The organism is Acidovorax sp. A1169 (assembly GCF_030704685.1).
GTDB lineage: Bacteria > Pseudomonadota > Gammaproteobacteria > Burkholderiales > Burkholderiaceae_C > Acidovorax.
Window position 1 is genome coordinate 96649 of the sequence record NZ_JAUZDX010000021.1, and the last position, 26766, is coordinate 123414.

The window sequence follows — 26766 nt, forward strand, 5'->3', positions numbered from 1 at the left end:
CGGCGGAAACGACCCATGGCCTCATCTCTCAATACCTACTACTACCGGGTGCTGCTGCCGCATGGCAGCGTGCGCTCGGGCCTGCTGCGCCTGGCGGTCAAGCGCGAGGTGTCGGTGCGCATGCGCATCGAATCGGACACCGATGGCACGGTGCTCAGCCTGTTCCGCTTTCCAAGCTGGCTGGCCTTCTTCTCCGAAATCCTCATGCATGTGTTTCGCCGCCAGGTGCGCGGCGAAGATCTGGCGGGTTTCCTGCGCGACATGGGCCTCATGATGCGTGCCGGCGTTCCTGCGCTCGACGCGCTGCAGACCCTGGTGGACGAAAGCGACACCAGCGAGAACCGCGCCATGGCCTACGTGGCCCGCAACATGCTCGACGACTTGAACGCCGGCGTGGGCATGACGGAGGCCTTCAACCGCCACCCCGACGTGTTCCCGGAGACCGTGCGCAACCTGGTCTCCATCGGTGACCAGACGGGTACGCTCGACCGCATGCTGGGCGAGGCGGCAGAGCACGTGGAGCGCATGATCAACATCAAGCGCGACATCAAGACCGCGCTGATCTACCCGGCCTTCGTGTTCAGCACCATCATCGGCGTGGCGATCTTCTGGATCTACTACGTGGTGCCCAACATGGCCCGGCTTTTCAAGCAGATGCAGGCCAAGCTGCCGCCCATCACCGAAGGCCTGGTCTCGTTCGCGAACATGCTCTCGACCCACCTGCCCTGGGTGTTGCTCGTCGTCGCCGTGGTCGCCATCACGGGTACCGTGCTGTTCAAGCGCTCGGAAAGCTTTCAGCTGGCCACCTACAACCTGCTGCACCGCCTGCCGATATCGCGCACGCTGCTCTTGTCCTCGGGTATGGCGCACATGACGGAGCACCTGTCCATCCTGGTGCGTGCCGGCGTGGACCTGGTCTCCAGCCTGCGCATCCTGGGCCGCGCTACCAAGAACCGCTACTACCGCACCCGCCTGATCCAGGTGGCCGAATCGGTGTCGCGTGGTGAATCGGTGTCTTCCTCCATGCGCCGTGTGGGCGGCTTCCCGGCCATGGCGGTGCGCATGATCTCGGTGGGCGAGGAGTCCGGCAGCCTGGACCAGCAGCTCGCCCACCTGGCCGGAGACTACCGCAAGCGTCTGGAAGTGGTCGTCAAGTCGCTGGCCGAAATCCTGAAGCCGGTGATCATCCTGATTGCCGGTGCATTGTTCCTGTTCCTCATCGTGGCGCTGCTGCTGCCGGTCTACGACCTGGTGCGCCAGTCGGTGAGCCAGACCATGGGGATGGGGCAGTGATGCGTACGATCGCGCCGCTTGCCCCGTCAGGTGCACCGCGCCCGTTGGTGTCGTGCGGAAGTCTTGTTTTTGGAGAGGGCCGCCCACTTGCTCGGGCGGAGAGTTGAATGCGCAAGCACGTATTGATTGGCGGGGGCTTGGGCCTGCTGCTGTTGGCTATTGTGGCGGCCGGATCCTGGTTGCTGGCTCCAGCGCCCGGGCCCGCCGCAAGCGGCCCGGCCAGGACCGATGGTGCTCAGGTCACGGCTCCCGCTCCCCAGCCCCAGGTTGCCCGCAGCGCGCCCGCAACGCTGGCCGACGTGCCTGCGCCTACGGCATCGGCCCAGGCCCTGAAGGACCGCCGCCAGCGCCTGAACGAACTGCGCGCGGAGTTCAATGCCTTGCGCGCGCAGGGCATGCAGGCCTCACCTGAAAAGGCACGTGCGTTGATCGACCAGCTCGAAGCGATTTCGGAGGGCGTGGATCCGCGCTATTTCCAGGCCCTGCGGGGCACGATGGAGACGAGCGCCAAACTCCAGAAGCTCAACGATGAGTTGCAATCGGTGGAGAAAAGCACCGCGCCCAAGGATGTTGCCCGCAAGCGGGCCATCGAGGCCGAGATGCAGGCCCTGGGCCCACGTGTCAGCACCGATATACAGAATCTCCAGAAGTACGCGCCGGCCTTGCCAACGGGGACCAAGGCTCCATGAACAAGCCCGTGCTCCGCCCGACCCGCTCTTTTGCGCAAAGGGCGCAGGCCGGCTTCACCATGCTGGAGGTGGCGGTGGCGCTGTTGGTTGCGGGCCTGATGTCCTGGGCGGCCTTCACCGGGTACGAGACGGTGGCCGCGCAGCAGCGGGTGGAGCGCGGGCGGGCGCATGCGCAGCAGCTCCAATCCATTGTGCGTGCCTTTGCATTGCGCCATGGCCGGCTGCCATGTCCCGCAGCAGACCCCAATGGCTATGAGGTGTGTGCGGCCAATCGGCAACTGGGGTGGTTTCCGTATGTGACCGTGGGGCTGGAGTTGCCAGTGCCGGAGCTGTTTGCGCGCTATGCCATGTTTCGGGCTGAAAACCTTGCTGTTCCGACACAGGACGCCGACTTGGCCGTGGCCCGGGAGCGGTCGCTCGATGTCGCCGGCAACCTGACGTTCGAGGATGTCTCGGACCTGATCGTCGCACTGAATAATGCCTCGCTCCTGGCGACGGTGAACACCCGGCCCTACTTGACCGGCGATGCTGGCGTGGCGGGCGCCATTGACTGCGCGGGCAACCTGGTTGTTTCGGCGGCCTATTGGGCGATCGTGCCGCTGCAGGAGAAGACCACTGCAGGCAATCGCTTCGACCCCCCCCACGCAGTTGCCAGCCTGTGCGCCGCCAACCCTGCAGCCCCGCTGCGATTCGGTTCCGACGATGTGGTGGTGGCGGATTCGCCCACCGAGCTCGCTGGCTGGTTGCGCCAGAGCCTGCCCTGACGGCGCTGCCCTTTGAAGAATTCCATGCCACGCCATCTCCCTGTCCCCACCCATCGCGCTGCAGCCCACCGCTCGCGTGGCTTCGGCCTGCTGCAGGTCCTGCTGATGATCTCGGTGGTCGCAGGCCTTGCCGCTATCGGCTACCTGCAATGGCGCGAGCGCTCTGCGGTGGATTCGTCGCGCCAGGAGCGCCAGGCGCTGGCCCAGGCCGACCAAGCGATCATTGCCTTTGCCACGGTGGAGAGGCGCCTTCCCTGCCCGGACGTCAATCGGGACGGGGAAGAGGACTGCGGTGCACCCGCCGACCAGAAGGGCTGGCTTCCTTCCGTGACGCTGCGCCTGGCAGGCGCCGACCCGGGGGTGGACGTAGGCCAGTTGCGGTATCTGGTACAGAGGCAGGGGGGTACCAATGACCTGAGCCTGCTGACCGATGCGTGGAGGCCTCTCGAGTACGGCGGCACGCCGGCGAACTTTTCCCAGATGCGGACGTACAGCCAGCCGGCCCTGTTCACCCTGACCGATCTGTGCCAGCGCATTGAAACGGCGCGAGGGACGCCCATGGCGGCCACGCTGGCAAGCGTGAATTCGGCACCTGCAAGGGCCACGGCCTATGCGCTGGCCCACCCGGGCATCAACGATGCGGATGGCAACGGTGATGTGTTCGATGGGGCCAATGACAACAGGGCCGCCAATGCCAATTGGTTGGAAGACCCGGCCCGCAGGCCGGGCCTGGGCCCGAACAGCTACAACGACCTGGTGCTGGAGCGATCGTTCGCCAGCCTGCTTACCGCCTTCCATTGCCGGCCCCTCATCGATTCGATCAACACCGTGGCCTTGGGGCATGACGTCAGCGTGCACGTGGCCGCGATGCAGGCGGACAACATACGCTTTGCGCGCCGCGCAGTCGCCTTCGCGGCGCTGGCGGCCACCATCACGGGGCTGGAGCTTGTCCTGACGGCCATCGAAGGAGCGTCCGAAATTGCAAACGGGGCCACCCATCTGGGAATCTGCGTCGGCTCGCTGGGGATCATCGCCACCTCCTGTGCGGCCTTCCCCATGCACTTTGCCGCTGCCGCACTGGCTTTTGCAGGGGTCATGCCCGCGCACATTGCTGCCTTTGTGTTGAATGTCGAAGCAGCCATCGCCGCGAACAAGGCCCTGGATATTGCGGACCGAGATGCGGTAGCCGCGGACTTCCAGTGCCCCAAGATCGACAGCGATCTGGCTGACAAGATGAAGGCCGCATTCGACAAGCAAAAGACCGACGCGGCGGCGGATGTAGCCAATATCAAGGCGGCAATTGCCTCCAAGGAGGCAGCGTTGGTACTGGCGATCAGTGAGCGCGAAGCTGCGAAAAAGAACCTTCTCGATGTTCTCCGCAGAAATAATCCGGCGTATACATCTTCCAGCTTGGATGGTCAGATTATCTTGATACAAGATGCCGCTACGACGTGGGCTGACGCCTCTCTTAAGTTCGAAGTTTCCAAGTCCGTGGTGACCCAATACACCGATGAAATCAAGCACTGGAACGACGAAATCAAGAAGTACCAGGACATGCAGGCGGATGCTGCTGGGAGCATCACACGCCTGAATGCGGAAATAGCCGCTCTCGATCAACAGATCATCGCCCAGCAGCAATTGATTGATGCCACCAATCCCGCTGATCCTCTAATGAACGCTATGAAAGAAGAGCTCAAGCGCCTGAATGGTGTGCGTACGGGCAAGAATGCTGAATTGTCGCTGGCGAAAAATGGTGGTGCCATGACGTCTGCAATTGCCAGTGCCGTGGATTCGCGCGACAAGGCCCAGGTGAAACTGGATGCCGCCATCCTTGATCGCAATGCCAAGGAGATTGCTTTCAATAATGCGCAGGCAGATTACCAGGCGAAGATTCAGCGTTTTGTGGGCACGAATCTGAATACGCTCACGTACACACTCACTGGGCCTGGAGGCACGGTGTCGGCTTGTACGCAATTTGGTGCCTGCGCCATCCAGGTCAATGCAATCGATATCAGGGATGCCTTGATAAGGTTGTTTGGCTCTGCATATGGCACGGCGCCGAGCACCACGGCTTCTTTCCTGGCAGCCGACAGACTTCAGCGAGAAATCAACGCGCTCAAGGACCGCCTGGCCAAAGCCGAAGCGTGGCAGGCCGAAATCATTGCCCAGGCCGACAAAATGAAGAATCTGGTGGACAACCCCGCGAGTTGCACTTTCACCAGGACGGGCGGGGTCAACCCCATGGCACCGAGCCATGCCGACAATATCCTTTACCGGGTGGATCAGAAGGGAGGGACGCGATGATGGCCGCGCGTTTTCGAACCCGGCAGCACGGTCTGTCGTTGGTGGAGCTGGCGGTGGCGATGGCGATCGTGGGCGTGATCGGCGTCTTCACGTGGCGCTGGCTGGAGGGCACGCGGCAGCCCTTGCAGCGCCCCGCCATGATGGGGCAGCTGGCGCAGGCACAGGCTGCGGTCGAAGGCTTCGTGCTGGCCCACCATCGCTTGCCGTGCCCTGCGTTGACGAATGCGGGCAATGAGTCCTGTGCCGACGCCACGGCCGTGCTTTTGCCCTGGCGGGCGCTGGGGCTTGGAAGCAGCTTCAGCCAATTGCACTATGGCGTCAACAGGGGAGGCACCGGCCTGGATCTGGCGGTTACCGCCCCGGCCTTCGTCCGCCCCACCCTGGGTGTCGACTTCAGTCAACTGCTGCCGATTCCTGCGGGTACAGCCGTGGTCACCAAAGCGGTCACGGACGCCGGCGACGCCATCACCGCCGCCACGAACCGCAACAATGTTGTCAATGGACTGGACTGGTGCCGCGTGTTGCGCAGGTATGCAGCCAACCCCACCGTGGCGAACACCCTCAGGATCGGTACCAGCAATGCCAACGAAATTCCCGTGGCCTATGTGCTGGTGCACCCCGGGGCCAATGGGGTTTTCGAAGGGAACAATGCGTCCGGTGGGAGCCATCGCTTTGACTTTCCGGGGCGCACGCCAGATCCCCGCTTCGACGACCTCGCGATTGCCGTGGGTCCGGCCGACCTGTCTGCCCGCATCGGGTGCGTGGCCCGCCTGGGTGAACTGCTGGCCGCTGCGCAAGGCGCCTATGCGGCGTACGACACGGCCCGCGTGGTGAGGGAGTACTGGTCGCTGCTGATTTTCGATATCGAGCAGGCCGAGTCTGCGGTGCAAAACGCCGATACAGCCTTCCAGCTGGCCACGATGAACGCCGCCATCGCCGCGGGAAGCGCAGCCTTGGCCATTGCCAGTGCCGCGAACACCGAGGCCGCCACGGTCTTTGGCATTGCACTGTCTGCAGCCAGCGCGCTCGCAGCGGCCGCCGAGCTCGGTTTGGCCATCGCCGAGCAGCGCGTGGCGAGGGAAGAACTTTTGGCCGCCACGGCGAAGGAGGCAGCAGTGCACCCTTATGTGGCGCACGTGCTGGACTCTTTTACGCAGGCTTTGAACGCTGCAGTGCTGCGTGACACCAAGGGGCTCAATCCATGAAACACCGCATGATGGGTTTCACTCTGGTCGAGTTGTCCCTGGTGCTGCTCGCTCTGGGGCTGGTGATTCCGGCAGCCGTGATCTTTTGGCAACTGTCCGAGCGGCAGCGCGTCACCTCGGTGCAGACGGACGTGCAGCAGCAGGCGCGCGATGCCGTGGTCGGTTTCCTGCATTCGAACTACCGGCTGCCTTGCCCTGCTGTCAACGCGCAGGGCGTGGAAGATTGCGCCGGCACGCGCCAGGTGGGCTTTGTGCCCTGGAGAACCCTCAACCTGCCCCGGCCGGAGGCGGGGCTGCTGCGCTACGGCGTGTCTCGGGATCCCTCGGTTACCCCCCATCTGGACCGCGATCTGGCCGTGGCAAAGGACAGGATGAACCCGCTGCGCGTGCCCACGCCCAACCCACGCACCGGTGCCGCACCCAATCCGCCCACGAACAACAACGCACCCAACCCCAATCTCCCGCAACTTCCCGTGCCGGCGGAAGGGGTGCTGGGGGCCACGTTTTCGGGCAAGGTCGGGGACCCATCGCTTGCCGCCGAGGACCCGCTGAACGCCAATTGCCTGCCCAACAATGTCTCCCCGACGGCCGCCTGCCCGCCACCCGCCGGGGGGACCCAAGCGGTCAACCTGATTGACGTTTGCCTGGCCTTGAACACGGCTTCCGACGCCGTGTCCACCGTTTCGACGCGGTTGGGTGTCAATGCCAGGCTGGCTGGCACGACAGCCAAGCGTGCCGTGGCATTCGTGATCGTCGCACCGGGCTTGCTGGATGCGGACGGTATCAACGGGGCCTTCGATGGCGCCAACAGCACGGCCAGCGACAGTGCCCCGACCTTCGAGGCGCCCGGCACGGCGGTGACGGACACCTATGACGACATCGTGATGGCGGCCAGCCCCACGGAGTTGTTTGCGGAGCTCCATTGCGGTGCGGCGCTTTCCGGGGCGTCCCATGCGCACTTCAACGCGGCCACGGGGGCCTTGGTGCTGGAGCGGGCCATGTACGACTACCGGGACCAACTGTACGTGGCCGTCGTGCTGGGCGAGGCGGATGTGGCTTCAGCGAAGGCGGGCGTGGCGTCTGCCGCTGCCAGCGTGCTGGATGCCGGCAAGGAAACCCTGGCGGCCATGGCGGATGCGACAGGCAGCGCGGGCGCCCGCTCGTTCCAGCTGGCCCCGGCCTTGTTCGGTGCCGGGTTGGCCGCCGCGAGCGTGATTGTCGCGGCCATTGCCCTGGATGACGCCCAGAAATCCCTGGCAGAAGCCAGGCAGGTGCATACGGACTTCGCTACGCGGACCTCGGCCATGACCGCGTTGGCCCAGGCCGTCAACTTGAATGCCCTCAGAGCAGATGCCATCAGCCACTGATCTCCACGCACACCGAGCTACCAACATGACTTCTCTTCGCCCCTTTCCTGGCCGCCTGGCCAAGCGCCGTGAGCGCGGCTTTTCACTTCTGGAGCTGAGCGTTGTCCTGGTCGTCATCGGCCTGTTGATCGGCGCCGTGGCCGTGGGCCGCGATCTGCAGCGCTCGGCCGCCAACCAGCGCCTGTCTACCGACTTCATCCAGGGCTGGCAGTTGGCATATGAGGCGTATTTCAATGGGGTGGGACGGCCGCCAGGCGATGACCCCCTTGCTCCTTCTGGACGGGTCAATGGGAGCGGTGCCAACGTCGGAGTTGCGTTGTGCGGTGCTCCCATGATGAACGCCTTCCTGGCGGCAGGCATCCGCATACCCACCGGGCGTACTGAAGGCCAGCAAGACCGCTATGTCTACCTGGACAGCAATGGCAACCCGCAGGAGGTGCAGGTCTGCTTCCAGAGCGCTCAATGGTCGGAGCCTGGTGCGGCAATGGGAACTTATGTGGCGCTGCCGCGCAACGTGATGGTGATCAGCAACGTCACCTATTCTTTGGCGGGCGCGCTAGACCAGCAGATCGATGGTCGCAGTGATGCCCGTTTCGGCAGCCTGCGTGCTGCCGCACTGGCGGCTGACGTGACCGCGAACAACCCTGGTCAGATCTGGCCCATCGACGACCGCATGGCCTTTGGCACCGTGGCGGCGACATCGCTGGACGAATCCCAGGTGGCTGTGGTGAATGCGCTCTTCAAGATGACGCGCTGACGCTACCCGGGAGTGGCATGAAGGCTTCGCGGCGGGTGCCTCACACCCCCGCCAGCTGAAACCTCTGGTCAAAGTTCATCTTCCCCAGCACCTGCAGCGCAGCGGCCAGCAGATTGCCGTCCACCTTGCTGATGTCCAGGCTGTAGCGGCGCTCGGTGGAGACCACGTCCACGCTCTTGCTGCCCCATTGCACTGCGACCAGCGGGGCAGGGCGGGTGCCCATGCCGGCGCCGACGAACACGCCGCGCTGCTCGGGGCGCAGCATGAACTCCAGCCGGGGCGTGCGCTTGAGCGTCAGGCGGTCTGCCCCCTGGGGGCCGAACGCAAACGAGACGACCCAGTCGTCTTCGTCTTCCACGGTCAGGATCGGGACACGCTGGGGTGGTGGCATGGTAGGCGGTGTTGATTGCTCGGCCGGCCCTGGTGGGGCCAGCAAGCCGGGCGGCGGTCAGTATGCCGTGCAATAGCCATGCCAGAAGAGGGGCGAACCCGAAGTTGGGTGTATCCAACGCTGTGCCGGGGTTTGTCAGCAAAATGAAAGAACTTGTCGTGCGAGTTTTCCGTCGGATGGGGCGCAAAAGTGCTGCGTTGCACCAAAAAGCGGCAAACACCCTCAGCCCAGCGCCAACTTCCCCGCCAGCCGCCCCACGGTGGCCAGTGCCTCCTCGAAGCGCTCCTGTGCCGGGTGCCCGTAGTTGATGCGCACGCAGTGGGCAAAGCGCTGGTCGGCCGAGAAGATCTGGCCCGGCGCCAGGCTGATGCCCTGGGCCAGGGCCTGGCGGTGCAGGGTAAGGGCGTTGACCGACGGCGGCAGCTCTACCCACAGAAAGTACCCACCCTCGGGCCGCGACACCCGCGTGCCGGCCGGAAAATGCCGCGCAATGGCGGCCAGCGCACGCTCCTGCTGCCGTGCCAGGCTGCGGCGCAGCTGGCGCAGGTGCCGGTCGTAGCCGCCCTGGGCCAGGTACTCGGACAGCGCCTGCTGCGACGGTGTGGCCGCCGCCAGCGTGGTCATGAGCTTGAGGCGCTGCACGGCGGTGGCAAAGCGGCCCGCCGCCACCCAGCCCACGCGGTAGCCGGGGGCCAGGCACTTGCTGAACGAGCTGCAGTGCATCACCAGCCCCTCGGTGTCGAAGGCCTTGGCCGGGGGCGGGCGCTCGGGGCCAAAGTGCAGTTCGCCATACACGTCGTCCTCGATCAGCGGCACCTGGTGGCGCGCGAGCAGGGCCACCAGCGCGCGCTTGTTCTCCTCGGGCATCAGGCTGCCCAGCGGGTTCTGAAAGCTCGGCATCAGCCAGCAGGCCTTGACCGGGTGGCGCGCCAGGGCTTCGGCCAGCGCGGCCAGGTCGATGCCCTCGCGCGGGTGGGTCGCCACCTCCACGGCTTTCAGGTTCAACCGCTCCAGCGCCTGCAGCGCGGCGTAGAAGGTGGGCGACTCGACCACCACGATGTCGCCCGGCCGAGTCACGGCCTCCAGGCACAGGTTGAGCGCCTCCATGGCGCCGTTGGTGATGATGAGCTCGCCCGTGTCCACCGCCGTGCCGTGCAGGCCGTAGCGCAGTGCGATCTGCTGGCGCAGGCGCTCGTCGCCGGGCGGCAGGCTTTGCACGATGCTCCAGGGGTCAAGCTTGCGCATGCCGCCCGACAGGCAGCGCGCCAGCCGCTCGAACGGAAACAGCTCCAGCCCCGGAAAGGCCGAACCCAGCGGCACCAGACCGCGGTCGCGTGCCGAGCCCAGCACCTCGAACACCAGGTCGCTGATGGCCACGCCGGTCGAGCCCGCTGCCGGCTGCGAGGGCAGGGGCTCGGCCGGAGCCGTCGTCTGCCCGGCGTCCGTGGGCAGGTGCGTACTGACGTAGTAGCCCGAGCGCGGACGCGCATGGATCAGGCCCTGCGCCTCCAGCAGGTAGTAGGCCTCAAACACCGTGGAGGGGCTGATGCCCCGGGTGCGGCTGGCTTCGCGCACCGAAGGCACGCGCTCGCCCGGGCGCAGCGCACCGCTGTGGATGAGCTGGGCGATGGCATCGGCGTGGCGCTCGTAGCGTTTCATACAGGGAATGTTTTGATCTGGTACAAACTGATCCGTATTTTTAACCTGAAACTGAATCTGTACTGTTTTTGAGGTCGGGCGTAAAGTCCATGGCAACCCCAAAAGAAGCAGCCTCCCCATGATCGATCGTTTGCGCAGTCTGCTGCGTCCTCTTGTTGTCCCGCTGTGGATGGCCGCCAGCCTGGGCTGTGCAGTGGCGCAACCGGCGACTCCCGCAGTCCCTGTGGCCGCCACTCCCGTAGCCAGCGGCATGGCGCCGCGCGTACTGGCCTGCGTCACCTGCCATGGCAAGGAAGGCCGCGCCACTCAGGAGGGCTACTTTCCGCGCATCGCGGGCAAGCCCGCAGGCTACCTGGCCAACCAGCTCATCAACTTCCGTGACGGTCGGCGCAGCTACCCGCAGATGACCGGCCTCATCGAGCACCTGACCGACGACTACCTGCGCGAGATGGCCGCGCACTTCGCTGCGCTCGACGTGCCGTATGCCCCACCGCCCGCACCCCAGGCGCCACCCGCTGCGCTGGAAAAAGGCCGCCTGCTGGTGCAGCAGGGCGATGCCGCGCGCGGCATCCCGGCCTGTGTGCAATGCCATGGCCAGGCCATGACGGGGGTGAACCCCTTCATCCCCGGCCTGCTGGGCCTGCCTCGCGACTACCTCAACAGCCAGCTCGGCGCCTGGAAGACCGGCCAGCGGCGCGCCCATGCGCCCGACTGCATGGCCGATATCGCGCGCCAGCTCACGCCCGACGACGTGAGCGCCGTGTCCGCCTGGCTCGCCGCCCAGCCCGTGCCCGGCGGCGGCAAGCCAGCGGCCCGCCTGGCCCAGCCCATGCCTGCGCGCTGCGGCGGGGTGGACGGCGTGCCCGTGGCCGCAGGCTGAGGGGGATGCCATGAGAACACGCACCATCCTCCGTTCCATTTCATTCACCCTGGCTGCGCTGGGCATTGCCGCAGCTGCCGTGATCACCCTGAACCTGCGCGGCGAGGAACCGCTGCCTTCCACCCCCGAAGCCTTTGCCTCTACCCCCGAACAGGTGGCGCGCGGCGAATACCTGGCGCGCGTGGGCAACTGCATGGCCTGCCACACCACGCAGGGAGGCGCGCCGTTCGCGGGCGGGCGCGGCATCGAAACACCGTTTGGCGTGGTGCACAGCTCCAACCTCACGCCCGACAAGGCCAGCGGCATCGGCCAATGGTCGTCCGCCGAGTTCTGGCGCGCCATGCACCATGGCCGCTCGCGCGACGGGCGGCTGCTGTACCCGGCGTTTCCGTACCCCAACTACACCCAGGTCACGCGCGAGGATTCGGACGCCATCTACGCCTACCTGCAGAGCCAGCCTGCCGTGGCCGACGCCAACCGGCCGCATGCGCTGCGCTTTCCGTACAGCACGCAGGCCGCGCTGGCCGTGTGGCGGGCGCTGTTCTTTGCGCCGGGCACGGCAGTGACCGCACCCACGCGGACGGCCGAGTACAACCGCGGCGCCTACCTTGTCAACGGCCTGGGCCACTGCACGGCCTGCCACACGCCGCGCAACGCCCTGGGCGCCACCAGCGACGCCCTGGCCTTCAACGGCGGCCTGATCCCCGTGCAGAATTGGTACGCCCCGGCGCTCAACGCCGCGGCCGAGGCCGGCGTGAAGGAATGGCCGGTGCAGGACGTGGTGGCCCTGCTCAAGACCGGCGTGGCGCCCCACGGCTCGGTCTTGGGCCCCATGGCCGAGGTGGTGTTTAGCAGCACCCAGTACCTCACCGATGCCGATGCGCAAGCCATGGCGGTCTACCTGCAGGACCTGCCGCAGCACACCGTGTCGCCACCACCCGCTGCACCACCTGCCACCTCGGCCATGGCGCGCGGCGCCAAGGTCTACGAGCAGCAGTGCGCCCAGTGCCATGGCGACCAGGGCCAGGGGCAGGGCGGGCCGGGCGCCTTCCCGGCGCTGGCCGGCAACCGCGCCGTGGTGCTGGCCGACACCACCAACCTGGTGCGCGTGGTGCTGCAGGGCGGCTACCTGCCGGCCACGGCCGGCAACCCGCGCCCGTACGGCATGCCGCCGTTTCGCCATCTGCTGACGGATGAGGAGGTGGCCGCCGTCGCCACCTTTGTGCGCAACAGCTGGGGCAACCAGGCTGCGGCGGTGGGCACCCTCGACGTCTACCGTGCGCGGGAGCGCCGGGGTCTGTAGAGCGGATTCAGCCGCCCAGGGGGTGCGCCTTCATCTGCGCCATGTACGACTCGGGCTTGATGTCGGTGTAGTTGGGCACGTCGGCCGTGAGCACCGGTGCGGTCTGCTGCGCCGCCGCCTGGGCCTGCTCCACCGTCTCGAAGAAGGCATTGGTCAGCGCCACCACTTGCCCGGGGCGTGGCGGGCCGGGGTACATCACGCGGTCGCTCTCCAGCCGCACCAGGCCCAGCGGGCCCAGTGCCTGGCGCGCAATGCGCATGTGCTCGCCGTGGTAGTAGTCGTGGTCGAACGTGGCACCCTCGTGCCAGCGGTACAGTGCCGTGATCTTGATCATGCAGGCGCTCTTCGTTGGAGCGACTCACAAAACTCTTCTGGTGTCGTTGCTGCGTCTTGTCGTACTACTCGTACTGCCTACGACACAGCGCCTAGCCAGAACCGCTTCGCTGAGTTTTGTGAGCCGCTCTGGTTGGGGGGCTGAATGGCCTCCGAAGCCTGCACGTTAGGGCGCACTGTGGTTGCCAGCAGCCGCCTGAGTGACACGGGCGGCTGCCGTTGTCGCCTGCGTGTCAAATCGCGCCGCTTCAGTCTTCGTCGGTTTCACCAAGGAAGCCACCGCTCTGGTGCCCCCATAGCCGCGCATACACGCCGCCCTGCGCCAGCAGTTGCGCATGCGTGCCCTCTTCGATGATGCGCCCGGCGTCCAGCACGATCAGCCGGTCCATGGCCGCGATGGTGGACAGGCGGTGGGCAATCGCGATCACCGTCTTGCCCTGCATCAGCCCGTCCAGGCTCTGCTGGATGGCCGCCTCCACCTCCGAGTCCAGCGCGCTGGTGGCCTCGTCGAGCAGCAGAATGGGCGCGTCCTTGAGCATCACGCGCGCAATCGCCACGCGCTGGCGCTGCCCGCCCGAGAGCTTCACGCCGCGTTCGCCCACATGCGCCTCGTAGCCGGTGCGGCCCTGCAGGTCGCTCAGCGTGGCGATGAATTCAGAGGCCTCGGCGCGCTGGGCGGCGGCTTTGAGGTCCTCCTCGTTCGCGTCGGGACGGCCGTAGAGGATGTTGTCGCGCATGGAGCGGTGCAGCAGCGAGGTGTCCTGCGTCACCATGCCGATGGAGCGGCGCAGGCTGTCCTGCGTGACATGGGCGATGTCCTGCCCGTCGATCAGCACGCGGCCCGAGCGCACATCGTGAAAGCGCAGCAGCAGGTTCACCAGCGTGGACTTGCCGGCGCCGGAGCGGCCGATCAGCCCGATCTTCTCGCCGGGGCGGATGGTCAGGTTCAGGTGGTCGATGACCGGGCGGCCATTGCCATAGGCAAAGGTCGCGTTGTCGAACTTCACCTCGCCCTGGGTGACCTGAAGCGGCTTGGCGTCGGGCGCGTCCACCACGGCACGCGGGCGCGTCAGGGTGTTGATGCCGTCCTGGATGGTGCCCACGCTCTCGAACAGCGTGGTCATCTCCCACATCACCCAGTGGGCGTGGCCCGATACGCGCAGCGTCATCGCCGTCACGGCGGCCACGGCGCCGGCGCCTACCTGGCCCAGCGACCACAGCCACAGCGCAGTGCCGCAGGCCCCAAGGATCATGCCGACCACCAGAATGTGGTTGACGATCTCGAACTGGCTCACCAGGCGCATCTGGGCATAGCCCGTGAGCTTGAAGGCGTCCATCGCGGCGCGCGCGAACTCCGACTCGCGCCGTGTGTGCGAGAACAGCTTCACCGTGGCGATGTTGGTGTAGGCGTCGGTGATGCGCCCCGTCATGGCCGAGCGTGCATCGGCCTGCGCCTTGCCCACCTTGCCCAGGCGCGGCACGAAGTACCAGCAGGCCAGGCCGTAGGCCACCATCCAGATCACGAAAGGCAGTAGCAGGCGCGCGTCGAAGCCTGCCAGCAGCGCCAGGATGGTCACCAGGTACACGCCCATGCCCACCACCACGTCGGTGGTGGTGAAGATCATGTCGCGCACCGCCAGCGCGGTCTGCATGATCTTGGTGGTGATGCGGCCCGCGAACTCGTCGGCATAGAAGGCCATGCTCTGGCCCAGCATCAGCCGGTGAAAATTCCAGCGCAGGCGCAGCGGGAAGTTGATGGCCAGCACCTGGTGCTTGACGCTGGTCTGCAGCGCCACCAGGGCCACCGAGCCGAGCAGCAGCACGGTGATGCCGATCAGCTCGGTGCGGCGCTCGGCCCACAGGGCCGCGGGCGAGACGCTGGAGAGCCAGTCCACCACATGGCCGAGCACGGCGAAAAGCAGCGCCTCGTAGACCGCAATCGCTGCCGACAGGGCCGCCATGGCCACCACGTGGCCGCGCAGGCCGCGCGTGCCGTCCCACACGAAGGCCATGAAGTCCTTGGGCGGCAGGTGGGGTTCTTCGACAGGGTAGGGCGCTACGCGTTTCTCAAAAAATCCGAACAATGGGAGGGCTCCTTGGCGCGTGCCGCAGGCACGTTCTTTTGACCACATGGTAAGTGCCCTCGTGACCCGGCGCACCGGCAGGGGCATTGGGGCGAGGCGCGGTGGGCGGGCACTGCATAGAATCCGCCCCCATGCACACCCGTCCCGCGTACGCTGCGTCCATCGATATCCCAAAGCCCCTGGGGGGCCTGGCCGCATGACGGCGCTCGCGCCCTGGACCTGGGGCATCATCGGCGTGGCCACCGCAGCGGTCATCGTGCGGCCCTGGCGCCTGCCCGAGGCGGTATGGGCTGTGGCCGGCGCAGCGCTGCTGCTGGCCTTTGGCCTGCTCACCCCGGCGCAGGCCTGGGCGGGCGTGCTGCGCGGGCACGACGTCTACCTGTTCCTGGCCGGCATGATGCTGCTGTCCGAGCTCGCCCGGCGCGAGGGGGTGTTCGACTGGCTGGCCACCCTGGCGGCGCGCCAGGCCAAAGGCTCGGGCCGGCGCCTCTTCGTGTGGGTGTATGCGGTGGGCACGCTGGTCACGGTGTTCCTGTCCAACGACGCCACCGCCGTGGTGCTGACCCCGGCCGTGTTTGCCGTGGCGCGTGCGGTGGGGGCCTCGCCCTTGCCCTACCTGTTCATCTGCGCCTTCATCGCCAATGCGGCGAGCTTCGTGCTGCCCATCTCCAACCCGGCCAACCTGGTGGTCTGGGGCAGCGGCATGCCCTCGCTGGCGCACTGGCTGGCGCTGTTTGCGCTGCCTTCGCTGGTGTCCATCGGTGTGACCTATGCGGCGCTGCGCTGGGTGCTGCGCGGCAGCATCCCCGAAACCATTGCCACCACCGTGCCCGAGCACCCCCTGGGCCTGGGCGGCCGGGTGGCGGCAGGGGGCCTGGCGGCGTCGGTGGTGGTGCTGGTGGCCTGCGCCTGGCTGCGCATCCCACTGGGCTGGCCCACGCTGGGTGCGGCGCTGGGCACGCTGGCGCTGCTGGCCTTTGTATGCGGGCGTGCGCCTTGGCAGGCGCTGCGCTCCGTCTCGTGGGATGTGCTGCCCCTGGTGGCGGGGCTGTTCATCTTCGTACAGGCGCTGGAGTTGACGGGCGTGGTGGGCCTCATGGCGGGCGCACTGCGCAACGCCGCCGCAGCCTGGCCGCAGGGCGCGGGCACGCTGCTCGGCGCCCTGCTGGGTGTGGCGACCAACCTGGTCAACAACCTGCCTGCGGGCTTGCTGGCCGGGGCCTCGCTCGACGCGGCATCCGCATCAAGCACCGTGCGCGCGGCCGCACTGATCGGCATCGACCTGGGGCCGAATCTCTCGGTCACGGGCTCGCTGGCAACCATTCTGTGGCTGGCCGCGCTGCGGCGCGAGGGCCTGCACGTGGGCGCCTGGCAGTTTCTCAAGCTCGGGCTGGTGGTGATGCCGCCCGCCTTGCTGTCAGCCCTGTTGGTGCTGCAGGCGGCGCACTCGATGCACCTGCTGACGCCCTGAGGGGCAGATCCGCATCAGAGCAGGAACACGACTGCCACGGTTGCCACGCCCAGCGCCAGGTTCACGCCCACCAGGGTGCGGATGGACGCCAGCGCCTTGCCGCCCGCTGGCCAGTCCGCAGCCGCCACGGCGACCTTGAGCCGCTTGAACAGCGCGAAGCGGATGTGGCCATAGATCGCCATCATCACCAGGCCGATGGTGGCCATGATGGTCCACGACAGCGGCATGGCAAAGCGCCCGCCCGTCTGCGCGGCCATGCGCGCGACATTGCCGATCATCCACAGGCCCGAGCCCAGCACCAGCACCACGGCCACCGACACGGCAGCGAAAAAGCGCTGCAGAACATCGTGCATCAGCTTCACGCGCAGCGGGGGTTCCAGTGCGAGGGTGGCAGGGCGCAGGAAGAAGTGGGCGAAGACCATGCCTCCGATCCAGACGATGAGGGACAGGACGTGGACGAACTTGAGTGCGGCGTAGAGCATGGCAGGCGGGGCGTGGGGCCCTGGCAATGGTGGTAGTGGCCCGATTGTGCGGGCACGGGCGCCGGCCGGCCCGGAGGCCGTGCATGCCAAGGGGATTACATCCTCGCCAGTACCTGCGCGATGAACGGCCCCTTGGCCTCCGTGTAGCCCTCGCGGTCATGCCGGTACTGCACTGCCAGCTGGCGTTTGAGCGCCGCATAGCGTGCGGTCAGCGTGGAACTGCCCCGCAAGGCATCGCGGAACGCCAGGCGCTGCTGCCACAGGGCGCTGTGAAGCGGCACCAGGTGCAGGTGATGGGTGCGGTGCACGGGGCTGGGTTTGCAGAACCAGTGCAGTTGCTCCGGCTTGTAGGGGTAGTACAGGTAGTCGAGCGCGCTGGCCGCGGCAATGGCGTCGGCTGACTCTGCCAGCGAGTGCACCGGCGCCATGATGTCGATGATGGGCTTGGCGGGCAGGCCCGGCACGGCGGTGCTGCCGATGTGCTCCACCGGCCCGGCCAGCCAGGGCGCCAGCGCCTCTTGGAGCAGGCGGCGCTCGGCGTCGAACAGGGCGGGCCAGGCGGGGTTGTAGTCCACAACCTCGATCGGTGCGTCGTCTGTGCTTGATGCTGCAGAGGTGTTCATGGGGCAGTCAAAGGCGTCAGCCGCGCAGGAGCCACCGGGCTACCCTGGGCACCAGCAGGGCCAGGGCCAGCAGTGCGCACCACGCCGCCACATAGCACCAGCCTGCGGGGCCCGAGTGGCCCATGGATTCCCAGCCGGTCGCCGCCTCCACCCACGACCACCAGGGAAACAGCAGCAGCGTGAGCAGCGGCCCTGCGGGCAGCACCCAGGCCAGGGTGATCAGCCCACGCAATAGCAGCCCGTGGCGAGGCTGCCGGGGCGCGCCATCGTGGCCGGTTTGTCGAGGTTGGCGCTGCATACCCCGCATTTTGGCCCAGCCGTATCAGGCGATGGCTGGGGGCGAGTGCGGAGGCGGTGCCGTATGCACCTGGTTGCCGCCGTTCTTCTTGGAGACATACATCGCCTCGTCCGCATGCACCAGCAGGTGGTGCTCCTCGCGGCCATGGTCGGGGTAGATGGCCACGCCAATGCTGGGCTGCGTGTGCACAGGGCGGCCTTCCAGGTCGAAAGGGGGGCCGAAGGCTGCCAGGATCTTCTCGGCCATGGCATGGGCGTGCTCGCGCGCATGGCCGCCTTCGAGCAGCACCACGAACTCGTCGCCGCCGATGCGCGCCACGGTGTCCGAGCCGCGCACGCATTCGAGCAGGCGCTGGGCAACGCGCTGCAGCAGCAGGTCGCCCATGGCGTGGCCCAGGGTGTCGTTCACCTCCTTGAAGCGGTCCAGGTCGATGAACATCAGCGACAGCAGGCTCTGGTCGCGCCGCGCGCGGGCCAGGGCAGTCTTGAGCCGGTCCAGGAACAGCTGGCGGTTGGGCAGGTGCGTGAGCTGGTCGTACTGGGCCATGTGCGCCAGGCGCTCGTGCATCTGCTTGCGCTCGATGGCGGCCGCGACCTGGGTGGAAACGAACTGCAGCAGCTCCTTGTCCTTCTCGGTGTAGGCTGCGTGCTCGGTATAGCCCTGCACCACCAGGGCTCCAATGGCACCGTGGTGCGTGTGCAGGGGTACGCCCAGCCAGTAAAGCGGCGCGTTCTCACCGTCGGGCAACCGCAGGTGCGCGGGCAGAGCGGCGCGGGTGCCCGGCGTTAGCAGCAGCGACTGCCCGCTGCGAATGACCTCGGCACACAGGGCATCGTCCGCCAGCGCCAGGGTGCCGGTGGCGGGGTGGCGCTCGTTGACGTGGTAGGGGTAGCTCAGCACGTTCTGGGCTGCGTCGTAGAGCACCACCGAAAAGTTCACGGCCGCCAGCAGCTGCCCGATGACCTGGTGGATGTGTTCGAACAGCGCAATCAGGTCCTTGGCGGTGTGGGCCGCCTCCGAGATGGCATAGATGGCTGCGTGCATCACCTCGATGTTTTTGCGCTCGGTGATGTCGTGGGCCACGGCCAGGCGCACCTGCCGCTCCTCGATCCAGCGCGCCGTCCAGCGGATGTGCGTGATGCGGCCATCCTTGCGCACGTAGCGGTTCTCGAAGTGCAGCTGCAGTTGCCCTTGCATGATGGACCGGGCCTGGTCCGCAGTGGTGCCCCGGTCTTCGGGGTGCACCAGGTCCAGCATGCGCAGGCCCACGGCTTCCTCGGGGCGGTAGCCGAAGATGCGCTCGAACGCCGGGCTCACGAAAACGATGCGGCTATCCGCATCCACGGCACACACCGCGTCGAGCAAGAGATCGACAACGTTCAGGGAAGAAATGCTTTGCATGGGCAGGGCTGCCATTGGGGTCAATGCGTGCAAAGGAGCACTTTGCGGCCATTGTGCAGCGGTGCAAAGACATATGTGACAAGTTGTTTATTGAATGCTCTTTTATTGATAGCTGAAAACGCTTGAACGGCGGGTCGAAGAACGGTATTTTGCAATCTGCACGATGGTGTCTCCTGCGCGTCCCTTTGTTGCCAACGCCGATCCTGAATGGGTCTGGTTTCGGTGCGTGCTACTCCCCACGGCCCCAGGGGTTACCCGTAGGTATGTTGCATAATCGCGAATCACTCGCATTATTATTTCTACAGAGCCAATGGCCACCATCACCGCTTCTCGCCTGCACATCGTCTCGCGCATTGCCGCAGGCACGGTGGGCAGCTATGCGTTCACCTGGGGCTTCATTGCCTTGGGCATCGGCCTGCTGTTCGCGGCGGGCATGCCGTTCCACGATGCCGAGGCGCTGGGCTACATCCTGGGCTTCATGGTGCTGCTGGTGGCTTTTCTCTGGGCCTTTTGCGCTGCCAGCCTGGTGCGTGTCTGGCTCGTGCTGGCCGGTGGCGGCGCCCTGATGGCCGGGGCCGGGTCCCTGGTCCAGAAAGCCCTGCTCTGATCCTTTTTTGCGGTGCGGCTTCGAAGAGAAGGATCGCGCACCAGGAGATTTTTCGATGTTCCCAAATTTCCGGCTGAGCATGGCCTGGCTGCACACCTGGTTCGGCCTGGTGCTGGGCTTCGTGCTCATGGTGGTGTTCTTCTTCGGCTCGCTCTCGGTGTTCGACCGCGAGATCGACCGCTGGGCCATCCCCGGCACGCGCTTCGAGCCGCAGCCCATGCCCTCGTTCGACAAGATCCTGCTTCCCGTGTTCCAGGACATGCAGCCCACGCCCGAGGCCATCGAGCAGGCGCGCAGCCGCGTCAACGGCCCCATGGCCGAGACCTTCCCGGTGCAGCGCTGGGGCGCCTATACCACCCACCGCGACCCGGTGCTGGGCATCTTTTCGGGCCATGAGCTGCCCAACGCCAAGAACAAGGACGACAGCGTCTTCGGCACGCGGACCATCGACCCGCGCACGGGCGCGGCGCTACCCGACGACCACCTCAAGATCGGCAGCCAGTTCTTCTACCCGCTGCACTACAGCCTGCACCTGGAGTGGAAGAATCTGGGCTACTGGATCGTGGGTTTCGCTGCCCTCATCATGATGGTGGCCCTGGTCAGCGGCGTGGTCATGCACCGCAAGATCTTCCGCGAGCTGTTCACCTTCCGCCCGAAAAAGCACACCCAGCGCAGCGCGCTCGATCTGCACAACCTGACGGGCGTGGTGGCGCTGCCGTTTCACTTCATCTTCGCGCTGTCGGGGCTGGTGATCTTCGGGGGCATCTACTTTCCCGTCACTCACACCCAGCTCGAACCCTTGCACGAACTGCATGAAAAACACGAGGCAAAGGAAACCGGCCTGCCGCACGAAAAGGCCGGCGTGCCCGCCACGCTGGCGTCGGTGGATGCAATGGTGGCCGAGGCCCAGCGCCGCTGGGCCGCCAAGGGCATGGCCGGCGACGTGGGCTTTCTGGCCGTGCAGCACGTGGGCGATGCCAATGCCTATGTCAGCGTCTACCGTGCCGGCACCGACCGCGTGACGCTCACCGGCGAGGGTATCCACTTCAAGGGCTCCACCGGCGAGCTGATCCGCGAAGACCCGCCTGTGACGGTGGTGGCCGGCATCAACAACTTCCTTACCGGCCTGCACCTGCAGCACTTTCGCCACTGGCTGCTGCGCTGGCTGTATGTGCTGGGCGGCCTGTCGGGCTGCGTGTGCATTGCCACGGGCTTCCTCTTCTTTGTGGAAAAGCGCAAGCGCCAGCATGCCAAGCAGGCCGTGAGCGGGGCGCGCTGGGTGGACGCCTTCGCGGTGACCACCGTGACCGGCATGCTCGTCGCCACCTTCTCCATGCTGATCGGCAACCGCCTCTTGCCCACCGACCTGCCGGCGCGCGGCAACGTGGAGCAGTACATCTTCTGGGGCGCCTGGGTGCTGGCCTGCGCGCACGCCATCTGGCGCACCGCGCCGATGGGCGAGGCGCGCATGTCCCCGGCCTGGGCCGAGCAGTGCTGGGCGGCCGCCGCACTGGCCGTGGCGGCCGTGCTGCTCAACTGGGTGACCACGGGCGACCACCTGCTGCGCACCATCGGCAAGGGCTATTGGCCCGTGGCCGGGGTGGACCTGGCGCTGCTGGCCGCCGCGGTGCTGGCGGTGGTCGCGGCGCGCAGGCTGCGGCGCCGCGTGCTGGGCCCATCCGTACAGGCCAAGGCGGCTCGTTCGCCAGAGCTGGCCAATGCCTGACTCGCTGCTCTATGCCCTGGCCCTCGTGGCCAACCTGACCGGTCTTGCCTGGCTGGCCCTGTCGATGGACGTGCACTGGGAGCAGGTGCGCGGCCCCGTGCCGCCATCCCGTGGCACGGTGGTACTGCTGCGCTGGCTGGGCGCCGCCGTGGTGGCCGCCTCGCTGGCCGTGTGCCTGTCCGTGGACCACGGCTCCATGGCTTCTCTGGTGTGGTTCATGGTGCTGGCCGGCTCGGCGCTGACCATCGCCTTCACCCTGTCCTGGAAGCCGCGCCTGCTGGCCCCCTTGGTGGCCTGGGTGCGTTCGGCACCGGCACCTGCCAGCCCGCGCTGAACTTCCCTCTGTGAAAAACCGCCCAGGGCCTGTGTGGCGGGGGCGGTTTTTTGCGGGCGATGCAGAGCGACTGCCGCCCCGCATGCCGCTCCGTCAATCCAGCTTGAGTTTCTGCTTGGCGACGACGCCCTTGTAGAGCTCGAACTCGGCCTTGGTCTGCGCCGTGAACTCCTGCGGGCTATTGCCCACCACCAGCGAGCCGGTGTCCTCGATGCGCTTTTTCACCGCCGGGTCTTCCAGTGTCTTCTTCACGGCCTGGGAGATGCGCTCGACCACGGCTGGCGGCAGGCCCTTGGGGCCGTGGATGCCATAGAAGGCCATGCGGTTCACGGGCTCGAAGCCCACTTCCTTGAAGGTCGGCACGTCGGGCAGCGAGGCCAGGCGCTGCGGGGCGGCCACGGCAATGGCGATCAGGCGCTTGTCCTTGATGAAGGGCAGGGCGGATGGCAGGTTGTCGAAGATCATCGGCACCTGGCCCGATACCGCGTCGTTCAGCGCCGGGCCCGCGCCCTTGTAGCCGATGTGCTCCAGGTCCAGGCCGGTGAGCGACTTGAACAGTTCCATCTGCAGATGGCCGATGCCGCCCGTGCCCGAGCTGGCGAACGAATACTTGCCGGGGTGGGCCTTCACCTCGGCCATGAAGCCCTTGAAGTCCTTGCCCGCAAAGCTGGGGTGTACGGCCAGCACATTGGGTGTGGCCGCCATGTTGACGATGGAGGTGAAGTCCGTGAGCGGGTTGTACTTGGCCGCCGGGTTGATGGCCGGGGCCGAGGCCACGGTGGACACGGTCGCCACGCCCAGCGTGTAGCCGTCGGCTGGGGAGCGCGCGATCTCGGTCGCGCCCACCACGCCGCCGGCACCGGCCTTGTTGTCCACCACTACGGGCTGGCCCAGGGCCGTGCCCAGGGACTGGCTGACCACGCGGGCCACGATGTCGGTGGTGCCGCCGGGGGCAAAAGGCACGATCAGCCGCACGGGCTTGTTCGGGTAGTCCTGTGCCAGCGCGGGGGCTGCGCCGACGAGAAGGCCAGCGGCAATGGCCACGGCGCTGCAGAGCTTGGAAGAAGGTTGTGTCGATGTCATGGGTTGTCTCCGGACAGGTTGTGGTGCGAAAAGGCCGGGCTGCGTTGGCCGCAATGCCCGCCCTGGGCTTTTTGCAGCTTGTGTGCCAGGCCCTGCCGTGCGGCACCTGGCGGGCCGCCAGGCCGCGCCGCCGCTGGGTTTGCCCCATGAGGGCCGGCACGGAAATCCACGCGCTGGTCCGTAAAAAGCGGCGGTTTTCCACACGAAAACCGCCGGTTTGTGCGGATTTCCAGACAGCGCCCCTTGTCAACCGGGTATCGCCTTGCCTGCAGGGGGTGGGGAGCGCCGCACAATGCGGGCAAGGCTGCCGCGCAATGGCAGTGCCGTTGACCTTCAGTTGCCGCTCCGTTTGAAACCCACCCGTTCGCTGTTGACTTCCGGCCTGGCACTGCTGGCCTGCGTGTTCGTGGCCGCGCTGGCCTACCGCTGGTCGCTCGGTGCGCAACTGGCCGGGCAGCAGCGCGCCGCCAACCAGCGGCTGGCCTTTGCGGCCCAAAGCCTGGAGTCGCTGCTGCAGCGCAACGAGGCGCTGCCCGCGCTGCTGGCGCTGCACAGCCGCACCAACCTGGCCCTGCAGCGGCCCGATCCGCAGAACCTGCAGGCTGCCAACGCCTACCTGGCATCGGCCGTGGCGCTGGCCGACGTGGACACGGCCTATGTGATGAACACCGAGGGCCTCACCCTGGCCGCCAGCAACTGGAACCTGCCCAGCAGCTTCGTCGGCCAGAACTACCGCTTTCGCCCGTATTTCGAGGCCGCCATGCAGGGCCGCATCGGGCGCTTCTTCGGTGTAGGCGTGACCACGGGCAAGGCGGGTTACTTCATGGCGTCCGCCCTGCCGCCCGAGGCGCCCGCGCCCGGCGTGGTGGCGGTCAAGATCTCGCTCGACGCCTTCGAGGCGGCGCTCGCCGATGGCGGCGACACCGTGCTGCTGGCGGACGGGGAGGGCGTGGTGTTCGTCAGCACCGAGCCCGCCTGGCGCTACCGCACGCTGGCCCCGCTCCCGGCCGATGTGCGCGGTCGCCTTCAGGGCGTGCAGCAGTACGGCAATCATCCGCTGACGCCCTTGCATGCGGATGGATTCCGCCCTGCCGATGGTGACACCCTGCGCCTGCAGCAGGCGGGCCAGCAGCGCGACTTCAGCGTGGCAGCGCGCAGCGTGGGCCCGCTGGGCTGGCAGATGCTGCTGCTCGCCGACCAGCGCCCGGCCCGGCAGGAGGCGCTGGTCGCGGGCCTGGCCGGCGGCCTGTGCGCAGCGCTGGTGCTGGGCCTGGCGCTGCTGCGCCGGCTCGACCGGCTGGGCCGAGCCGAGCGGGCCGCCAGCGCCCAGCGCCTGCGCGAGGCGCACGGCATGCTGGAGGTGCAGATCGCCCAGCGCACCCGCGAGATCACGGCCGCCAATGCCGCGCTGGAAGACCGCGTGCGCGACCTGCAGCAGGCCGAGCAAATCGTGCGCGGCACCCGCGACACGGCGGTGCAGGCCGGCAAGCTCGCCGTGCTGGGCCAGATGGCCGCCGGCATTAGCCATGAACTGAACCAGCCCTTGGCCGCCCTGCAGACCTTGTCGGACAACGCCATCGCCCTGCACCAGCGCCAGCGCGGGGACGATGTGGCCGAGAACCTGCGCCTCATCAGCCAACTGGCCGGGCGCATGGGCCGCATCGTGCGCCAGCTCAAGAGCTTCGTGCGCAAGGAGCCGCCGGCCCTCAGCCCCTGCAGCGTGCGCGAGGCGCTGGACCATGCCCTGCTGCTGCTGGCCCCGCGCTGCCAGGCGGTGGATGCACAGATCGCCGTGGCTGACTTCGACGAGGCGCTGTGCGTGCTGGCCGATGCCACGCGGCTGGAGCAGGTGCTGGTGAACCTGCTGCGCAACGGACTCGACGCCGTGCAGCACCAGGCCGTGCGCGAGGTGCGCTTTGCCGTGGAGGTGCAGGCCGACGCAAGCGTGCTGCTGCGCGTGGCCGATACCGGGCTCGGCATGGACCCCGAGGTGCAGACCCATCTGTTCGAGCCCTTCTACACCACCAAGGCGGGCGAGGGCCTGGGCCTGGGGCTGGCCGTGTCGCGCATCATCGTCGAAGGCATGGGCGGGACGCTGGCGGCGTCCAACCTGCCGGAGGGCGGTGCCGAGTTCACCGTCCGCCTGCCCTGGGCTGTGGACGTTGCAGCGCAAGGCAAGGCCGCCCACCCCGCCATACAGGACCTTCCATGACCTCTTCTGCGGCAGCCCCGCCAACCGTCTACCTCGTCGAAGACGACGCCATGGTGCGCCGCGCCTACGCACAGGCGCTGTCGCTGGCCGACATCGAGGTGCGCGCCTTCGCCAACGCCCAGGGCGCGCTCGACGCCTTTGGCCAGGACCGGCCGGCCGTGGTCGTCACCGACATCCAGATGCCGGGCATGAGCGGCATGGACCTGTTGCGTACCCTGCGCGCGCTGGACGCAGACCTGCCCGTGGTGCTGGTCACCGGCCATGGCGACGTGGCCCTGGCGGTGGACGCGATGCGCGGCGGCGCCTACGACTTCATCGAAAAGCCGTTTTCGTCCGAGCACCTGGTGGCCACCGTGCGGCGTGCCCTGGAGCGCCGCGCCCTTGCCGAGGAGCTGCGCGTGCTGCGCGAGCGCAACCCGCGCGATGCCCTGGCCACGCTGGTCGGCCCATCGCCCGGCATGGCCGAGGTGCGCCGCCTGGTGGCAGCCCTGGCGCCGCTCAGTGTGGACGTGCTGCTGCACGGCGAGACCGGCGCCGGCAAGGAGGTGGTGGCCCGCGCGCTGCACGCGGCCAGCGGGCGCAGCGGCCCCTTCGTGGCCATCAACTGCGGCGCGCTGCCCGAGAGCATCATCGAGAGCGAACTCTTCGGCCACGAGCCCGGGGCCTTCACCGGCGCCACGCGCCGGCGCATCGGCAAGATCGAGCATGCCAACCAGGGCACCTTGCTGCTCGACGAGATCGAGTCCATGCCGCTATCCCTGCAGATGCGCCTGTTGCGCGTGCTGCAGGAGCGTGAGCTCGAACGCCTGGGGAGCAATTTGAGCGTGCCCATCACCTGCCGCGTGGTGGCCGCGTCCAAGGTCGACCTCAAGGCGCTGGCCGTAGAGGGCCAGTTCCGCGCCGACCTGTACTACCGCCTGCATGTGGCCAGCATCGCCCTACCGCCGCTGCGCGATCGCCCGCAGGACATCCCCGTCCTCATGGCCCACTTCATCGCCCAGGCCGCGGCGCGCCATGGCCGGCCCGCACCCGCGTTGGCCGACCGCGATCTGGCCACCTGGCTGGCCCACGACTGGCCCGGCAACGTGCGCGAACTGCGCAACGCCGCCGAACGCCTGTGCCTGGGCCTGCCCATGGAGCCGCTGGGTGAGGGCGATGCGTCAGCCCCTTCGCTGGCCGCCCGCGTGGATGCCTTCGAGCGCAAGCTGCTGCGCGACACCCTGCGCCTGACCCAGGGCAACGTGGCCCGCGCGGCCGAGATGCTGCAGATGCCCCGCAAGACGGTGTACGACAAGCTGCAGCGCCATGGGCTCATACCGGGGGATTTCGCGGCGCGTCCAGGGGCGGGGGCGTAGCTCTATATAGAGAGGAGGGATTCACCTCCAGTGCCTGCGGTCCTGGCACGGCTCTTTCTGGGCAGGCAAAGACGCAAATTCCCCGGGTTTTCCCTGCCACCCCTCAAAAGTAGTGCTATAGTCGAGGGCTTCGCTACCAAGACCA

At 67.2% G+C, this 26766-nt stretch carries 24 protein-coding genes; 15 read left to right on the forward strand and 9 right to left on the reverse strand.

Annotated elements, in window-relative coordinates; all coding sequences use genetic code 11:
• The first annotated feature begins 15 nt into the window (after positions 1 to 15).
• From QYL93_RS26125 to QYL93_RS26155, 7 genes are all read left to right on the forward strand, one after another.
• Positions 16 to 1293: a type II secretion system F family protein gene (locus QYL93_RS26125; protein WP_305746411.1), complete on the forward strand. Its 1278-nt coding sequence runs from the start codon at positions 16 to 18 to the stop codon at positions 1291 to 1293.
• A 107-nt stretch (positions 1294 to 1400) separates the two neighbouring features.
• Positions 1401 to 1982: a hypothetical protein gene (locus QYL93_RS26130; protein ID WP_305746412.1), complete on the forward strand. Its 582-nt coding sequence runs from the start codon at positions 1401 to 1403 to the stop codon at positions 1980 to 1982.
• Positions 1979 to 2746: a prepilin-type N-terminal cleavage/methylation domain-containing protein gene (locus tag QYL93_RS26135; RefSeq protein ID WP_305746413.1), complete on the forward strand. Its 768-nt coding sequence runs from the start codon at positions 1979 to 1981 to the stop codon at positions 2744 to 2746. Before QYL93_RS26130 ends, QYL93_RS26135 begins: the two co-directional genes overlap by 4 nt.
• 24 nt (positions 2747 to 2770) lie before the next feature.
• Positions 2771 to 5050 (forward strand): hypothetical protein, encoded by a 2280-nt coding sequence (locus QYL93_RS26140; protein ID WP_305746414.1) that lies wholly within the window; start codon positions 2771 to 2773, stop codon positions 5048 to 5050.
• The gene (locus QYL93_RS26145) at positions 5047 to 6255 is read left to right on the forward strand and encodes a type II secretion system protein (RefSeq protein WP_305746415.1); all 1209 of its coding nucleotides are present in this window, start codon (positions 5047 to 5049) and stop codon (positions 6253 to 6255) included. Before QYL93_RS26140 ends, QYL93_RS26145 begins: the two co-directional genes overlap by 4 nt.
• The gene (locus tag QYL93_RS26150; protein WP_305746416.1) at positions 6252 to 7622 is read left to right on the forward strand and encodes a prepilin-type cleavage/methylation domain-containing protein; all 1371 of its coding nucleotides are present in this window, start codon (positions 6252 to 6254) and stop codon (positions 7620 to 7622) included. Before QYL93_RS26145 ends, QYL93_RS26150 begins: the two co-directional genes overlap by 4 nt.
• Before the next feature lie 25 nt (positions 7623 to 7647).
• Positions 7648 to 8379 carry a prepilin-type N-terminal cleavage/methylation domain-containing protein gene (locus QYL93_RS26155; RefSeq protein ID WP_305746417.1) on the forward strand — a complete coding sequence of 244 codons (732 nt, stop codon included), beginning with the start codon at positions 7648 to 7650 and terminating at the stop codon, positions 8377 to 8379.
• Between the two features lie 40 nt (positions 8380 to 8419).
• Here the strand turns inward: QYL93_RS26155 and QYL93_RS26160 are convergent, their stop codons facing one another.
• Both QYL93_RS26160 and QYL93_RS26165 read right to left on the reverse strand, forming a co-directional pair.
• Entirely contained in the window at positions 8420 to 8770 is a 351-nt protein-coding gene (locus QYL93_RS26160; RefSeq protein ID WP_057206775.1) for a hypothetical protein, read from the reverse strand.
• 222 nt (positions 8771 to 8992) lie between these two features.
• Entirely contained in the window at positions 8993 to 10429 is a 1437-nt protein-coding gene (locus QYL93_RS26165; protein WP_305746418.1) for a PLP-dependent aminotransferase family protein, read from the reverse strand.
• A 118-nt stretch (positions 10430 to 10547) separates the two neighbouring features.
• On the opposite strand from QYL93_RS26165, the gene QYL93_RS26170 reads away from it, so the two are divergent.
• Positions 10548 to 11309: a c-type cytochrome gene (locus QYL93_RS26170; protein WP_305746419.1), complete on the forward strand. Its 762-nt coding sequence runs from the start codon at positions 10548 to 10550 to the stop codon at positions 11307 to 11309.
• Positions 11310 to 11319: 10 nt separating this feature from the next.
• On the forward strand, positions 11320 to 12612 hold the full coding sequence (locus QYL93_RS26175; RefSeq protein WP_305746420.1) for a cytochrome c: 1293 nt from the start codon (positions 11320 to 11322) through the stop codon (positions 12610 to 12612).
• 7 nt (positions 12613 to 12619) lie between these two features.
• Here the strand turns inward: QYL93_RS26175 and QYL93_RS26180 are convergent, their stop codons facing one another.
• Both QYL93_RS26180 and QYL93_RS26185 read right to left on the reverse strand, forming a co-directional pair.
• Positions 12620 to 12946, reverse strand: coding sequence for an EthD family reductase (locus QYL93_RS26180; RefSeq protein ID WP_305746421.1), 327 nt, complete (start codon positions 12944 to 12946; stop codon positions 12620 to 12622).
• 247 nt (positions 12947 to 13193) lie between these two features.
• Entirely contained in the window at positions 13194 to 15029 is a 1836-nt protein-coding gene (locus QYL93_RS26185; RefSeq protein WP_305746422.1) for an ABC transporter ATP-binding protein, read from the reverse strand.
• Between the two features lie 196 nt (positions 15030 to 15225).
• Between QYL93_RS26185 and QYL93_RS26190 the strand changes: the two genes are divergently transcribed.
• Positions 15226 to 16500 carry an arsenic transporter gene (locus QYL93_RS26190; protein ID WP_305746423.1) on the forward strand — a complete coding sequence of 425 codons (1275 nt, stop codon included), beginning with the start codon at positions 15226 to 15228 and terminating at the stop codon, positions 16498 to 16500.
• Between the two features lie 14 nt (positions 16501 to 16514).
• Here the strand turns inward: QYL93_RS26190 and QYL93_RS26195 are convergent, their stop codons facing one another.
• The 4 genes from QYL93_RS26195 to QYL93_RS26210 all read right to left on the reverse strand — a co-directional run bounded on the left by QYL93_RS26195 (position 16515) and on the right by QYL93_RS26210 (position 19304).
• The gene (locus QYL93_RS26195; protein ID WP_305746424.1) at positions 16515 to 16982 is read right to left on the reverse strand and encodes a CopD family protein; all 468 of its coding nucleotides are present in this window, start codon (positions 16980 to 16982) and stop codon (positions 16515 to 16517) included.
• Between the two features lie 95 nt (positions 16983 to 17077).
• A complete protein-coding gene (locus QYL93_RS26200) occupies positions 17078 to 17605 on the reverse strand; it encodes a GrpB family protein (RefSeq protein WP_305746425.1) in 528 nt (175 codons plus the stop codon).
• A 16-nt stretch (positions 17606 to 17621) separates the two neighbouring features.
• Positions 17622 to 17903 carry a hypothetical protein gene (locus QYL93_RS26205; RefSeq protein WP_305746426.1) on the reverse strand — a complete coding sequence of 94 codons (282 nt, stop codon included), beginning with the start codon at positions 17901 to 17903 and terminating at the stop codon, positions 17622 to 17624.
• 24 nt (positions 17904 to 17927) lie between these two features.
• Positions 17928 to 19304 (reverse strand): GGDEF domain-containing protein, encoded by a 1377-nt coding sequence (locus QYL93_RS26210; RefSeq protein WP_305746427.1) that lies wholly within the window; start codon positions 19302 to 19304, stop codon positions 17928 to 17930.
• A gap of 310 nt (positions 19305 to 19614) precedes the next feature.
• On the opposite strand from QYL93_RS26210, the gene QYL93_RS26215 reads away from it, so the two are divergent.
• The 3 genes from QYL93_RS26215 to QYL93_RS26225 are packed head-to-tail and all read left to right on the forward strand — an operon-like array spanning position 19615 to position 21971.
• On the forward strand, positions 19615 to 19911 hold the full coding sequence (locus QYL93_RS26215) for an iron uptake protein (RefSeq protein ID WP_305746428.1): 297 nt from the start codon (positions 19615 to 19617) through the stop codon (positions 19909 to 19911).
• Positions 19912 to 19966: 55 nt separating this feature from the next.
• Positions 19967 to 21637, forward strand: coding sequence for a PepSY domain-containing protein (locus tag QYL93_RS26220; protein WP_305746429.1), 1671 nt, complete (start codon positions 19967 to 19969; stop codon positions 21635 to 21637).
• Positions 21630 to 21971: a DUF3325 domain-containing protein gene (locus QYL93_RS26225; RefSeq protein ID WP_305746430.1), complete on the forward strand. Its 342-nt coding sequence runs from the start codon at positions 21630 to 21632 to the stop codon at positions 21969 to 21971. The genes QYL93_RS26220 and QYL93_RS26225 overlap by 8 nt, the downstream gene beginning before the upstream one ends.
• A 93-nt stretch (positions 21972 to 22064) precedes the next feature.
• Here QYL93_RS26225 and QYL93_RS26230 read toward each other — a convergent pair whose 3' ends face one another.
• Entirely contained in the window at positions 22065 to 23054 is a 990-nt protein-coding gene (locus QYL93_RS26230; protein WP_305746431.1) for a tripartite tricarboxylate transporter substrate binding protein BugE, read from the reverse strand.
• A gap of 349 nt (positions 23055 to 23403) precedes the next feature.
• Here QYL93_RS26230 and QYL93_RS26235 point away from each other — a divergent pair, with 349 nt between their 5' ends.
• Both QYL93_RS26235 and QYL93_RS26240 read left to right on the forward strand, forming a co-directional pair.
• Complete coding sequence (locus tag QYL93_RS26235) at positions 23404 to 25266, forward strand: ATP-binding protein (protein WP_305746432.1); 1863 nt, start codon at positions 23404 to 23406, stop codon at positions 25264 to 25266.
• Positions 25263 to 26621 carry a sigma-54 dependent transcriptional regulator gene (locus QYL93_RS26240; RefSeq protein ID WP_305746433.1) on the forward strand — a complete coding sequence of 453 codons (1359 nt, stop codon included), beginning with the start codon at positions 25263 to 25265 and terminating at the stop codon, positions 26619 to 26621. The genes QYL93_RS26235 and QYL93_RS26240 overlap by 4 nt, the downstream gene beginning before the upstream one ends.
• Positions 26622 to 26766: the final 145 nt, after the last annotated feature.